The sequence below is a fragment of the Natrarchaeobius oligotrophus genome, assembly GCF_003841465.1.
Classification (GTDB): domain Archaea; phylum Halobacteriota; class Halobacteria; order Halobacteriales; family Natrialbaceae; genus Natrarchaeobius; species Natrarchaeobius oligotrophus.
Genome location: NZ_REFZ01000012.1, coordinates 100,787 through 112,324, shown reverse-complemented (window position 1 = coordinate 112,324; position 11,538 = coordinate 100,787). Strand labels below are relative to the sequence as shown.

The 11,538-nt window shown below is 65.5% G+C and carries 13 protein-coding genes; 6 read left to right on the top strand and 7 right to left on the bottom strand.

Going from position 1 to position 11,538, the window contains the following annotated elements:
* The coding region (locus tag EA472_RS16280; RefSeq protein WP_207891172.1) for an isoaspartyl peptidase/L-asparaginase at positions 1-406 on the top strand (406 nt) is incomplete at its 5' end.
* Between the two features lie 281 nt (positions 407-687).
* Positions 688-1,584: a type II methionyl aminopeptidase gene (gene map / locus EA472_RS16275; protein WP_124192572.1), complete on the top strand. Its 897-nt coding sequence runs from the start codon at positions 688-690 to the stop codon at positions 1,582-1,584.
* 119 nt (positions 1,585-1,703) lie between these two features.
* Here the strand turns inward: map and EA472_RS16270 are convergent, their stop codons facing one another.
* Positions 1,704-1,904, bottom strand: a complete 201-nt coding sequence (locus tag EA472_RS16270) for a DUF7835 family putative zinc beta-ribbon protein (RefSeq protein ID WP_124192571.1) — start codon at positions 1,902-1,904, stop codon at positions 1,704-1,706.
* 175 nt (positions 1,905-2,079) lie between these two features.
* Between EA472_RS16270 and EA472_RS16265 the strand changes: the two genes are divergently transcribed.
* The gene (locus EA472_RS16265) at positions 2,080-2,619 is read left to right on the top strand and encodes an HIT family protein (RefSeq protein WP_124192570.1); all 540 of its coding nucleotides are present in this window, start codon (positions 2,080-2,082) and stop codon (positions 2,617-2,619) included.
* 34 nt (positions 2,620-2,653) lie between these two features.
* On the opposite strand, the gene EA472_RS16260 is transcribed toward EA472_RS16265, so the two are convergent.
* Both EA472_RS16260 and EA472_RS16255 read right to left on the bottom strand, forming a co-directional pair.
* On the bottom strand, positions 2,654-2,872 hold the full coding sequence (locus EA472_RS16260) for a hypothetical protein (RefSeq protein ID WP_124192569.1): 219 nt from the start codon (positions 2,870-2,872) through the stop codon (positions 2,654-2,656).
* Between the two features lie 76 nt (positions 2,873-2,948).
* Complete coding sequence (locus EA472_RS16255) at positions 2,949-4,202, bottom strand: tRNA (N(6)-L-threonylcarbamoyladenosine(37)-C(2))-methylthiotransferase (RefSeq protein ID WP_124192568.1); 1,254 nt, start codon at positions 4,200-4,202, stop codon at positions 2,949-2,951.
* A 229-nt stretch (positions 4,203-4,431) separates the two neighbouring features.
* Here EA472_RS16255 and EA472_RS23255 point away from each other — a divergent pair, with 229 nt between their 5' ends.
* Positions 4,432-4,566, top strand: coding sequence for a DUF7503 family protein (locus EA472_RS23255; protein ID WP_279387182.1), 135 nt, complete (start codon positions 4,432-4,434; stop codon positions 4,564-4,566).
* A 163-nt stretch (positions 4,567-4,729) separates the two neighbouring features.
* Here the strand turns inward: EA472_RS23255 and EA472_RS16250 are convergent, their stop codons facing one another.
* Both EA472_RS16250 and EA472_RS16245 read right to left on the bottom strand, forming a co-directional pair.
* Positions 4,730-6,907 (bottom strand): hypothetical protein, encoded by a 2,178-nt coding sequence (locus tag EA472_RS16250; protein ID WP_124192567.1) that lies wholly within the window; start codon positions 6,905-6,907, stop codon positions 4,730-4,732.
* A 69-nt stretch (positions 6,908-6,976) separates the two neighbouring features.
* Positions 6,977-8,215 (bottom strand): DUF7504 family protein, encoded by a 1,239-nt coding sequence (locus EA472_RS16245; protein WP_124192566.1) that lies wholly within the window; start codon positions 8,213-8,215, stop codon positions 6,977-6,979.
* Positions 8,216-8,390: 175 nt separating this feature from the next.
* On the opposite strand from EA472_RS16245, the gene EA472_RS16240 reads away from it, so the two are divergent.
* Entirely contained in the window at positions 8,391-8,813 is a 423-nt protein-coding gene (locus EA472_RS16240; RefSeq protein WP_124192565.1) for a DUF7344 domain-containing protein, read from the top strand.
* A gap of 32 nt (positions 8,814-8,845) precedes the next feature.
* On the opposite strand, the gene EA472_RS16235 is transcribed toward EA472_RS16240, so the two are convergent.
* Entirely contained in the window at positions 8,846-9,865 is a 1,020-nt protein-coding gene (locus EA472_RS16235; RefSeq protein WP_124192564.1) for an AI-2E family transporter, read from the bottom strand.
* A 115-nt stretch (positions 9,866-9,980) separates the two neighbouring features.
* Between EA472_RS16235 and EA472_RS16230 the strand changes: the two genes are divergently transcribed.
* The gene (locus EA472_RS16230) at positions 9,981-10,697 is read left to right on the top strand and encodes a DUF547 domain-containing protein (RefSeq protein ID WP_124192563.1); all 717 of its coding nucleotides are present in this window, start codon (positions 9,981-9,983) and stop codon (positions 10,695-10,697) included.
* A gap of 160 nt (positions 10,698-10,857) precedes the next feature.
* Here the strand turns inward: EA472_RS16230 and EA472_RS16225 are convergent, their stop codons facing one another.
* Complete coding sequence (locus EA472_RS16225; RefSeq protein ID WP_124192562.1) at positions 10,858-11,463, bottom strand: amphi-Trp domain-containing protein; 606 nt, start codon at positions 11,461-11,463, stop codon at positions 10,858-10,860.
* Between the last annotated feature and the right edge of the window lie 75 nt (positions 11,464-11,538).

Below are 11,538 nucleotides of genomic sequence, written 5' to 3'. Positions count from 1 at the left end.
GCGTCGCGAACGGGAGCGTCCGGAACTCCTCGGTGATCTGGTCGAGCGCCGCCCGCGCCTGTCGATTGCGGACGTTGCCCTCGCGCTCGAGCGAGAAGATCTCCTCCGAACTCCCCTCGGCGACGTTCCGCAGGTCGGTTGCGGGTTCTACTGCTCGCCGGCCGCGGCCGTCAGCGCGACGGGGGCGGGCGAAGACATCGCCCGCGTCACCCTCTCACGTCGCGTCGCGAGTCACGTCGAACGCGGCCTCGAGGCCCAGGCCGCAGCCGATCTCGCGATCGAGGAGTTCGGAGAGCTCACCGGTTCGAGCGCCGGTGTGATCGTCGTCGACTCGTCCGGATCGTTCGGTTCGGCGTACAGTAGCCGGGCGATGCAGACCGCTCGCGCTTCGGACGCGTCGGCGTAGTACCCACCCGGTTTCGACGATCGACGTCAGGTAGTTTTATTATCGTCGTTCGCGTTTGCTCGATCGATGCTGCAGCCACCGCACCACGCCGCACGCCGGTGTCCCCACTGCGACGCCACGCTGTCCAACGTTCAGGGTCTCGACGCCTGTCCCGAGTGCGACTGGATCGGCGACCGATCGGCCTGACGCTCGAGCGAAGTGCTTCGCGTTCGACGCGACGTCCGAGGTCGGCGATCGAACGGAGCGGAACCTCTTTTTGTCGACCGGTACAAGCCCGGTGCATGGCCGAATCCGAGGTGGATCTGGAGTCCGAGCAGTACGAAAAACACCGCGAAGCCGGGCGAATCCTCTCGCAGGTGCGCGAGGAGACGGCCGAGCGCGTCGAGGTCGGCGCGAGTCACCTCGAGGTCGCGGAGTACGCCGAGGACCGAATCCGGGAACTCGGCGGCAAACCGGCGTTTCCCGTCAACATCTCGATCGACGAAGAAGCGGCTCACGCGACGCCGTCGATCGACGACGACTCGACGTTCGGCGAGGAGATGATCAACCTCGACATCGGCGTCCACGTCGACGGCTGGCTCGCAGACACCGCGATCACCGTTGACCTCTCTGGCAACCCCGAACTGGCTGAGGCACCCGAAGAGGCGCTCGAAGCCGCGATCGACGTCATCGAACCCGGCGTCGAGACCGGCGAGATCGGTGCCGAGATCGAGGACGTCATCGACGGCTACGGCTTCAACCCCGTCGTCAACCTCACCGGCCACGGCCTCGGCCACTGGGAACAGCACACGAGCCCGAACATCCCGAACCGCGCCGTTTCGCAGGGGACGACGCTCGAGGTCGGCGACGTCGTCGCCATCGAACCCTTCGCGACCGACGGCGGCGGCAAGGTCACCGAGGGGAGTTCGGAGGAGATCTTCTCGCTCGAGCGCGAGGGCAACGTCCGCAATCGACAGGCGCGGGCGGCGCTCGACCAGATCACCGAGGAGTTCCGGACGCTCCCGTTCGCGACGCGGTGGCTCGAGACGGATCGTCCGAAGATGGCGCTTCGCCGGCTCAAGCGAAGCGACATCGTCCACGGCTACCCGGTGCTCAAGGAGGACGACGGCTGTCTCGTGAGTCAGAAGGAACACACGCTGATCGTCACCGAAAGCGGTTGTGAAGTTACGACTGAGTGAGAACGAAAGAGCCGCGATCGGCACGATGGCCGACGCGTTCGGAGGGGTAGGGGGGGTGAACGTCGTTTCGAACGCGGGAGACCGAGCGTTCTGACCGATGCTCTCGATTCGGGACCGTATCAGGCGTTGTTCATCCGCTGACTCGTGCGGTTTCCACACCGCTGGCACTCGCTCACGCGGTAGGGTTCGCGCGAGAACTGTGCGTTTTCCTCTTTCCTGCTTTCGGTTCGGATCTGCACGGAAACCTCGTGGAGCGTCTCCAGGTCGCAGCTGTCGCAGTGTTCGGTCATCCCGTTGAATGAGTCATCTGTCGTTGCCATTGTCGGTACTTCTGATAGTATTGGCTTAAAGCCACGCTTCATATCGAAGCGTGAGTCGTCCAGCGCGGCCGTTTCGGGGCTGTGTACGGGCCGGATTCGCTCACACGACGCTCGCACCGCCGCCGATCGCCGAGAGAACGCAACCAGTATAGGATCGCCGCGAGTCCCACCGGGTATGGACCAGGTGTTCGCACCCTGGCGGATCGAGTGGGTCAAACGCGAGGCAGACGTCCCCGACGTCGACGGCTGCGTCTTCTGTGAGCTTCCGGAGCGCGACGACGATCGGACGAACCTCCTCGTCGCACGGAGCGAGCACGCGTTCGTCCTGTTGAATAACTACCCGTACAATCCCGGTCATGCGATGGTGATCCCGCGCGTTCACACCGGCGAGTACGGCGACCTGACCGACGACCAGCTGCTCGATCACGCCCGCCTGAAACAGCGAACCTTCGACGCCCTCGAGGTCGCCCTCGAGCCCGACGGATTCAACGCCGGGCTCAACCTCGGTGAGGGTGCGGGCGGTTCGATCGGCGATCACCTCCACACCCACGTCGTTCCGCGCTGGCACGGCGACACGAATTTCATGCCGGTGTTGAGCGACACGACGGTCATCGTCGAGGCTCTCGAGGAGACGTACGACCGAGTTCACGAGGCGTTCGCCGAGCAAGCGGGAGCGACCGTGCCGAACGACGGCTCCGCCGTCGTCTTCGAGTGATCGGATTCGCATCGATCTCCTGATCGAAACGTGCTCACTCGCGCTTCGCTCGAGCGCCGCGTAACTCGTTTCGCAGCGAGGCCGCAGACACGCCGACGACCGCGCCGACCGCGACGCCGGGCAGGAACTGTTCGGGACCGCTCGCCGCGGCGAGACCGAACCCCAGAACGAGCGGCGGCCCGAACGACAGCGCGATCAACTCGAGGGCGAAGACGGCGGGCGGTTTTCGCGGTTCGTCGAGGGAGAACCCCATGTCGGTTGTGATGGAGTACCGATTCCGTTCGTCTTATCGTTCACGTTCCCCGCCGACGGGAAACGGGGATCGGTGCTCAGACCGGCTCGCCGAAGGCGTACATCGTCTCGTGGGCCGTCACCTCGAGGTCGACGAAGTCGCCGGGCTCGATGCCGTACTCGCTCGCGTTCCGGACGATGAGCTGTCGGTACGCCGAGTCGCGACACTTGACGGAGTCGGCGGTCCCCTCCTCGACGACGAGGACGTCCTCGCGCGTCTGGCCGACCATGTCGGCGTAGGCAGCCCCGACGATCTCTCGCTTCGTTGCGCTCATCTCCCTCGAGCGCTCTTTTTTGATCGTCCCGCCGAGCCCCCTCATGTCGGCGGCGTCGGTTCCCGGCCGCTTCGAAAAGCGCGTCACGTTGACCTTCTCCGGGCGGGTCTCGCACAGGAGCGCCATCGACTGTTCGTGGTCGCGGTCGGTCTCGGTCGGGAATCCGACGATGAAATCCGTCGAGAGCGTCCAGTACTCGAGGTGCCGATCGAAGGTCTCGACGACCTCGACGTACTCCTCGACCTGGTGCTGTCGGCGCATGTCGGCGAGCACGTCGTTCGATCCAGACTGGACGGGCGCGTGCAGGAAGTCGTAGAGTTCGTCGTTGTCGGCGAAAACGTCGGCGAGTTCCTCGCGGATGCCGTGGACGCCCTTCGGGTTCGCCATCCCCACGCGAACGCGAAACTCGCCGTCGATCGCACAGATCCGCTCGAGCAGATCGTGGAGTGTTCGCTCGCCGTCGTCCCAGCCGTAGACGCCGGTGTCCTGGCCCGTGATGCGGATCTCTTTCGCGCCGGCGTGAATCAGCGCGCGCGCTTTCTCGACGTTCTCCTCGATCGGCGGGGAGTCGATCTTGCCCGTCGCGTGCTTGGTGATGCAGTACGAGCAGTCGGACATACAGCCGCGCGCGATGGGGAGGATTCCCACGACGCCGTCCAGGACGGGCTCGGCGTCGGGCGTCGTCGTCGGACACTCGCCGTTGGTGACCGCTTCGGGAACCTCGTCCCAGTGGAGGACGCGCCCGTCGACGCCCGCGCGGGCGAACTCCTCGCCCTGGGCGAGCGCCATACACCCCGTGATGTAGAGGTCGGCCGTCTCGTCCGCGAGTTCCCGGGCACGCCGGAGCATGTTTCGTTCGGTCTTCTCGACGACGGTACAGGTGTTCAGGATGGCGACGTCGGCGTCGTCCGGGCCGTCGACCCGGTAGTGTCCCGCGTCGCGGAGGCGCCGCTCGATCTCGCGGCTCTCTCCGCGATTGGACGTACAGCCGTACGTTTCGATGTGATAGCGAGCCATCCCCGGTACCCGTTCGTCGGGGGCCCGCGGGCAAAAGCCCGACGGATCCGCGCGGGGACGATCGCGCTCGAGGCGGAAGTCATCGCCACAACGATACGCTACGATGCCCGATGATTTTTCTCATCAGTACAGAAATAAAATCCCTTGTCGAAGGTGTAAGTTCTAATTACTTCTACTCAGGATCTGTTAGCATAAATATATCACGTGGCGCGACGTACGACCGACTGCGATGTCAAATAGTAACACCACCTTACGAGCGTTTCTCGCCGACCACCCGCGACTGATGGGCGTCCTGTTCGCGATGGCACTCGTCGTTTCCCAGACGGGAACGGTTGCCGCGGGTAACAACGGCTCGATCTGGTAGCTCGACGAACCACGAAACGGAAAGAGCCTCTCACGGCTCGTTCGACGATTTTTCAGACGGTCTCCGATAAGCGAACGTTATCCGGTAGCTGGGCGAACCGACGGTCGAGCGTCGGACGAAGCCGACGACCGTTCCCCCCGGCCGGTCGATCTCGCGAACGCGATCACGGTCCAGTCAGACGCTCGTCCGTCGACCAGCCGAACGTCCCGTCGAAGACGACGGGGATCGCCTCGAGCTGGAAGAACCGCTCGAGTTCGGACCCCGACAGCGTGACGGGCGGAAGCTCCGTTCCGGCCAGGCAGTACCGATCGATCTCGTCGAGGTACGGGATACAGAGCGCGCCGACCCCGTGCTGGGAGTGGTAGGTCTGCTGGCGGAGCACGTACCGGCCGTCGTCGGTCGGCTCGACGCGACACTGATTTGGAACGCCGCCGCCCGACTGTGCGATTGCGACGCTCCCGTCGCCGACGACGACGTACTGGTTGCCGACGATCCGATGCTCGCGGGCGATTTCCATCGCCGACCGGAACGTGAATCCGCAGTTCAATAGTTGGGCGAGCAGCCGGCCGACCGCCGTCGCGTCCCGGTTATCGACCTCGCTCAGCGTGACGATTCCCGCCGAACTCCCCGCCTCGAGTAGCCGAAGCCCCGGCTCGTACGAGCGACAGCCGTTGATCAGGAACGTATCGACGCCGACCGGAGACAGCTCGTTCGCCGGGAGCGTGCCGTCCCGACAGACGAACGCGTCGTCGTCGACGTGGCCGATGTAGTGCAGAAAGTCGGTTTCCGCCGCGATCGCGTCCCGGAGTTCCTCGACCGACAGCGTCCGACGGACGGTGACGTCGAACGGAAGTTCGTCGCGGTTGCCGTAGAGACCCTCCTCGCTCGCCTCGTACTCGGCCACCATCCGCGAATCGTTACAGACGACCGTGATCTCGATCGCGTCGCCCGCCGGCGAGCGCTCGAGGTCGTTGACGAACGCGCCGGGGTGCAGTTTGTTGGCACCCAGGGGAACGCCGGTGCCGAGCCACGCGGTCTCGAACGTCTCGGTGTCGGGGAGCGAGACGTACGCGTCGGAGACGGCTCGTCGGTCGGCTCCCCGATCGTCCGTACCCGCTCCGTCCCGGAGGCCGTCCGCCCCGTTCGCGCGCCCGTCGACCGTCCGCCCCTCACGCCCGGCTCCCCCGGCGTCCGCTTCGTCCGTCCGGCTCCGCGAGCGGGTCAAGGCGTTCACTTCGGCGGGCGGATCGGGCACCGCCCGCGTTCGCGACGCGCGAGTGGGGGCGATCCGGACGAGCGAGAGGTCGGAAGCCAGAAACGGCAACGCCGTCGCGTTTGCTGGCCCGGGCGTGACGAACGTCGTGAGCTGCCACGTCGGGGCGACGGGCTCGAGCGTCTCGAACGGAATCGAGAGAATCGTCGGCAGTTGTTCGGAAAGCGCGGCGTCGTACAGCGACGGGAGGTCGACGTCGACCGTCGCCTCGAACAGCTCCCGTTCCCGGAGGCCGACGTCGTACACCCCTTCCGTTCTGCTCACCGTATCGACGACGAAGACGTGTTTGAGAACGCGCCCGACCTCGGCGACGAACGCTGCTGGCGAACTGCCGAGCGGGTACTCGAACCCCGCGTCGGTCTCGAGGCGCGGCCGATCGCCCGTGACGACCGTCGCGCCGAGGTAGTACGCGGGCGATGCGGTCGCGTAGACGGCGAGGCGGTCCTCGGGGGCGACGATGGTGACGCCGGTGTCGGGAGACTCGAGCTCCGCGGGAACGTCGACGCGGTCGCCCAGGTCGATCAGCGGCGGATGACCGCGATACGACGGCAACGATCGCTCGGCGGTCGTCGTCTTCAGCGCCGAGCCGAACGTCGAAACGGCACGCGCGAGGTCGGCCGGTTCGTCCGTCGTCGTCACCGTACCGGCGGGTCGGTCGTGCGTCGAGACGGCACCCAGTCGAACGCGCGTTTCGTCGCCGAACTCGACCGCGAGCCGATCGTCGGCCGACGCGACCGTGAGTTCGGTTCGAACCCGGAGATAGAACCTGATCGGCGCGGTGAACTCGAGCAGATACTCGCCATCGGGGAACGTTTCGAACGCGAAGTGTTCGGCGTCGGCCAGCGTCTCGCCGTCGGGATCGCGCACGCAGGTCGGGACGACGTACGGCAGCACGACCGACGTGGTCTCGAACGCGATCGCCGAGTCGATCGGGAACGGACACCAGTCGGTGTCGACCTCGTGGGGATCGATCGCCGACGCCGTCCGGAGCGGGAATCGCCGATTCGCGATCGAGTCGACGATCGTCACTCCCGGTTCGTCGTCAGGTTCGAACGTCGGAACTGTCATACGTACGTAGCAGGTGTGGTGTCGGTCGAATCCGAGTTGGTGCGTCGGTGTCGGTGTGAGTCGTCGCCATCAACAGGCGAACCAGTCAGTCACGTGATCGCTCGCGTTCAGGTGCCACCGCTGAACTGGTTCGGTTCCGTCGACGTCGAGTTCGACGGTCGCGTCGAACAGCGACTCGAGTTCAGCGACCCGATCTGCCGTTCTGTCGACCGGTAAGACGTAGTGGCCGACCCCGCCGCGATTCCGGACGCTCCGACAGACCGGCTCGAGCAGCGAGCGCGAGCGATCGCCGTCGTAGCGCTCGAGCAGCGGTCGAAGCGAGTCGAGACAGAGGCGAAGATCGCTCGCGTCCTCGGCGTCCTCGATCGCGGCTTCGACGGCCGCGAGCGTCGACTCGAGGTCGCCGTCGACGTGCTCGACGCGTGGCGCGGGAACCCCCTCGAGCGCTGACGGACCCGCGGACGAACTCGCGCCGGCCGTCGAGCGCGCGACGGTGCCGTGCTGGATCACGCGAGCGGGCCGGTCGGAACGTCCGGCCCGCGAGAGCCGACCGAACGCCGTCTCGGTACTCCGATCCAGAAGCCCGACGATCCGATCTCTGGATCCGTCGGCGGTGCCGAGGAGGCGAGCGCTCGCTCGATCGGAGACCGCGTCGGGAACCGCACCGACGAGCAACACGTTACAGCCGGTCAGCTCGAGTCGCTCGAGCGTCGAGCCCGTTGCGACGGTGCCGTCCGGGTCGACGACGACGTCGCAACCCAGGATCGAGAACCGGACGAATCCCCCGATTCGCTCGACGCCGTTCGACCGCCTTCGGTTCAGCCGTCCGATCGCCTCGCGATCGATCACCTCGTCGATCTCGTCTCGGACGCGCGCGCGGCCGTCTCCGGTCTGGACGGCGACCGCGAGGGGGAGGCGAGTCTCGAGGCTGTCGACAGGGTGGGAGACGTCCGGCGGCGAAACGTGCGGCCAGTCGACGCTGCCCGCTCGTCGCTCGAATCCGGCTCGATCTGCGGGGAGAACCGACACGTCGTCGGATCCGGTGACGTCGACGGCGCGATCGGCGTAGGTAAACGAGATCGCCGGCCACCCGCCGTTTTGCCAGCGACAGCGTCGGACGAGGGTATCGAACGCGTCGGGGTCGATGACGTCGTTGAGCGGTGGGAGCGAACGCGGTTCGACGCCGAGCGAGTCAGCGACCGTCCGTGCGACGGTCCGACTCGGCGGTTCGTCGTCTCTTTGAGAGGGGAGCGAGCGTTTCGGGAGAACTCCCCCGTTCCCCGATGTCGAGTTCTCGTCGGTAGACATCTGGGTTCGGTAGGACGGGCGAGAGGAAAAGGACTGCGACGAATGTTCATTTGTATCTCCTTTCAGGAAATACATCTGGTGGTGAGTTTGGTGTCTCTGTGTTATTGTTTTCTATATCTGTTCTTCGCTGGTCGCTCGTAACACACTTATCTCGCTCCGTCGCCTCTCTGGCGACATGGTCGATAGGCACCGAGACGGGGGCGACGAGCGCGAGACTCCCGTTCGCCGTTGGGAACTGGCCGACTCCGAGTTCGAGCCGGGGCTCGACGAAACGCTGTTGCTCTTGAGTCATCACCGCCGCCGCGACGTTCTGTACTACCTCTCGGAGCACGAACTCGCGGGCGTCGAAACGCTGGCGACGGAGATCGTCGCGAACGAGCGAGGCTGTCCACCGCGTGACGTAACGCCGGCCGACCGGGAGCCGATCACGATCGATCTCTACCAGAATCACCTGCCGAAACTCACCGACGGCAGGCTCGTCGAGTTCGATCGGCGAAGCGGTGCCGTCCGATGGAGTTTTCCGTCGTCGAACGCCACGACGCTGCTCGAGTTTTTCTACGACTTCGAACACGACGATTTGACGGACGAAAACGAGTGAGCGCGCTCGCGCGTCGACCCGGCTCGAGTTCCCTACGACGGTCCGGCTCCGTCCGACAGCCGATCGTAGTGTTCGTCGAAGACGTTGACCGTCGCGAGCAATGCGCCGATGACGACCGGACCGAAAAACAGGCCCATGATGCCGAAGGCGTAGATTCCGCCGAGGACCCCGAGGATGATGATCGCCGGACTGAGATCGGCGTACCGATCGACGACGATGGGTCTGAGGTAGTCGTCGGCGACGCCGACGACGATCGCGCTGTAGATCGCGAGCCCGATCGCGAGCGCCGGCTCTCCGGTCGCAAAGAGGTAGACGACCGCCGGGCCCCACACCAGAAACGCGCCGATCAGCGGCACGAGCGAGAGGACGACCATGACGAACGTCCAGAACGCAGCGTTGGGAATCCCCGTCGCGAACAGGCCGAGACCCGCGATCACGCCCTCGGCGATCGCAATCAGTACGTGACCGGCGAGCACGGCCCACATGACCTGGTCCAGCTCGCCGTAGAAGTCGTCCTGAACGTCGTCGGGCAGCGGCGTGACCTCCCGCAGCCACGACAACAGCTCGTCGCCGTCTTTGAGGAGGTAGTACAGTAAAAACAGCGCCAGCCCGGCCCCGATCAGAGTGTGCGTGAGCACGCCGAACCAGACCGCCGTCTGCTCGACGAGGATCGTTCCGATCTGTTCCGCAGAATCCGCGACCGTCTCCACGACGTCGACTTCGATTCCCGTTTCCTCCTCGAGTCGCGCCTCCAGTTCGGCCAACTCGAGATCCTGGGGATCGACCTCACCGAGGATGTTCACGGCGTCGTCGACGACGACGAACGCGACGAGCACGAACGGAACGACGAAGCCGACGACGGCGACGATGACGAGCACGACCGCCGAAATGGTCGGCGAAACGACCCTCTCGAGGCGTTTTTGCAGCGGATAGAGAACGAAGGCGAGCAAGATCGCGACGAGGACGTACTGGAGAAACGGCGCGACGAGTTGCCACGAGAGATACGCGAAAATCGCAACCAGTACGAGCAGAAATCCCTTGCTTCTGTTCACACTGCAGTCGACCACGGACGATGCGATAAAACCGGGCGCGACTCATTCGGAGACGAGACTGTCGGTTTCAGCCGTCACACGCCTTCAAGGGGCTGGTTCACGCAGTTACCACCGGATGGCGACGCAGCTCGATCCGCTCTCGATCTCGGCCGATCTGCTCTATGCAGTCAAGACCGAGGGCAACGCCGACTGGTTGCAAGAGCAACTCGCGACGCTCGAGCGCTCGAGACTGGCCCGGGCGCTTACGGACTGTGACGGACGACTCGCGTTCTGGCTCAACTGCTACAACGCGTACGGGCAGTTGCTGATCGAAGACGATCCGTCGCTGCTCGAGGGTGGATTACTCGATCGCTGGAAGTTCTACGCCCGCGATCGGATTCCCATCAGCGGGGTGTGGCTGAGTCTCAACGACATCCAGCACGGCTTGCTTCGCGGGTCGAAACTCCCCTGGGGGTTCGGCTACCTTCCCCGCCCGATCCCCTCGGCGTTCGAACGCCGGTTCCGTCTCGAGGAGTGCGATCCACGGATCCACTTCGCGTTGAGCCGCGGCAGCGAGAACTGTCCGCCGATCGCGGTCTACTCGCCGGCCACCGTCGACGACGAACTGGACATCGCCGTCGAGTGGTACCTGGAGGAGAGCGCCGAGTACGACCCGGACCGGGGCGTGGCGACGATCCCTCCCCTCTTCCGGCGCTACCGTGGCGATTTCGGGGGCAAGCGCGGCATCGTCGACTTCCTCCGGGAGTACGACGCGATCCCCGCCGACGCGACGCCGTCGCTCGCCTACGAATCCGTCGGTCCATCGTCGGGAGTGGACCTCGAGCTCGAGTAGAGCGACTCGTGACGGCGTCGCTCTCGTCCCCGTCCTCCTCGAGCGATCGTTTTCCGCTCCTCGAAACCGGACCGGACACTCGTCGCCTGTCGCCTCCCGCGCCTCGAGGCCGCGACGATCACTCCTCGATTACCGTCCTCGCTCCTCGAGACCGCGACGATCACTCCTCGAGCTCCACGACGTGGGCGGTCGACGCGGCACGGATCACGCTTTTGACCGCCCGCGTCGCGTTTCGCTTCGAGGCGTATCCCTCCCCGCTGTCCCCGATCACGTTGCCGTTCCAGTGGACCAGCCGCCAGCGCCACTCGTCGGCGCGATCCTCGTACACCTCGAATCGGCTGCGTCGTTTCTCGCTTCCCGAGGCCGCGTTCGGCTCGCTCGACTCCCCGCGTTCGGTCACCGCCGTCGGCGGAATCGCCGCCGTCGACGCTTCCGACGCCGGATCGCTGCCGGGTGGATCCGCGCGGACGGCGACGCGGTCACCCTCGCCGGCCGACTCGTCGCCGATCCGGATACTCGAGCCGTCCGCGTCCTCCCACTCGAGATCGATCTCGAGTTCCGCGATCGCCGGCTCGCCCGACTCGCGCTCGAGTTCGAACTCGGCGACGACTCGCGGCGGAACCGCGACGCTGGCGCTCGCATCCGCTCCCGAGAGTCGAACTCGATCGCCGCTCTCGAGGGCGTCTGCGAGCGTTCTGAACACCTCGGCGAGGTCGTCGCGGTCGTAGGCGCGCTCGAACTCGAACTCCGTCGGTGGATCGGTCATAGCGGACGGACGACGCGGTCGAAAATAGTTCTTTCACGTGCGGGGGTTCGTCGATCGGATCGTAGCCGGAGTACT